At 40.0% G+C, this 1,056-nt stretch carries 1 protein-coding gene; it reads left to right on the top strand.

Annotation, left to right across the window (positions count from 1 at the left end; translation table 11 throughout):
* The first annotated feature begins 78 nt into the window (after positions 1–78).
* Complete coding sequence (locus EHS11_RS13050) at positions 79–726, top strand: hypothetical protein (protein WP_167884440.1); 648 nt, start codon at positions 79–81, stop codon at positions 724–726.
* Positions 727–1,056: the final 330 nt, after the last annotated feature.

The following is a 1,056-nucleotide window of genomic DNA, read 5'->3' as shown; positions in this document are numbered from 1 at the left end:
AAATCATTTTTCCGTTTACAGGATGTGTGACCACTGCTTCTTCGAAGCTGTCAGGTGAATACTATATCAATACAGGTAATGCATTTTTCATCCTATCTGAAAACTGAAGAAGAGATTTCTAATGTGCTAATCTATCATCAAAAGCAGTTGGCAGATTTAATTCACAGCCAAATGCTCACTCATCAGATTGATGAAGACACATCATATGAAGTTAAAGTTAGTAGGGGGTTTACAGAATTAAAACAAACTGCAGCTACCGTTATTTCAAACACGCAAGAAATTAACTTTAGAAATACAGATTTTGATAAATCTAAAATCAATAAAATAATCTTCAGCGGATTTGAAAAGTGTCTTTATTCAAGAACTAAATTTGCTTCAGATACAGAGAGGCGATTTGCTGTTGTTTTAGAGAAAGAAAGTTTAAAGTGGTTTAAGCCTGCAAAGGGGCAATTCCAGATTTTTTATAGATTAGGAAACTTGCATCAGGAATACATACCCGATTTTGTTGCGGAATGTAATGAAGTATTACTACTGATCGAAACAAAAGCGAAGGATGAAATGACATCTGAGGAAGTCTTGAATAAAAAGGAGGCTGCCTTTAAGTGGTGTGAATATGCTACGCAACATACTAAAAAATATTCTGGTAAACCTTGGAAATACCTTCTTATTCCTCATGATGAGGTTAAGGATAATATGACATTGCAGTATTATATCGGTAAATTTTAGACGTATTGTAATTTTCTGTTAATAAAAAAATAACCCGCGTTAGGGATCGACCGAGCGCCCTCGTCGAGGGAGAGCCCGGTCCCCCTCCCCCCCCACCAATTTGTTAACAAAGTGGTGGGGGAAACGCCCCTATCTTCCCAATCAGTTCAGAGGAGAACCGGGTTGGTCGAACCATTCGCAGCGATCCTTAGGGAGCGAGAATGCGAGTTTGGCGGAGCGAAAGCCTAGCCAAAACTCGTCTGGCCCGAAGGGACACTGTGTATCTGTTGTTCCACCAGGAGCATCGCAGAGTAGCTACGTTCGGACGGGATAACCGCTGAAAGCATATAA

It is taken from the genome of Leptospira ilyithenensis, assembly GCF_004771005.1.
GTDB classification, from domain to species: Bacteria; Spirochaetota; Leptospiria; order Leptospirales; family Leptospiraceae; genus Leptospira_A; species Leptospira_A ilyithenensis.
This window is presented reverse-complemented; position numbering and strand designations above follow the sequence as displayed.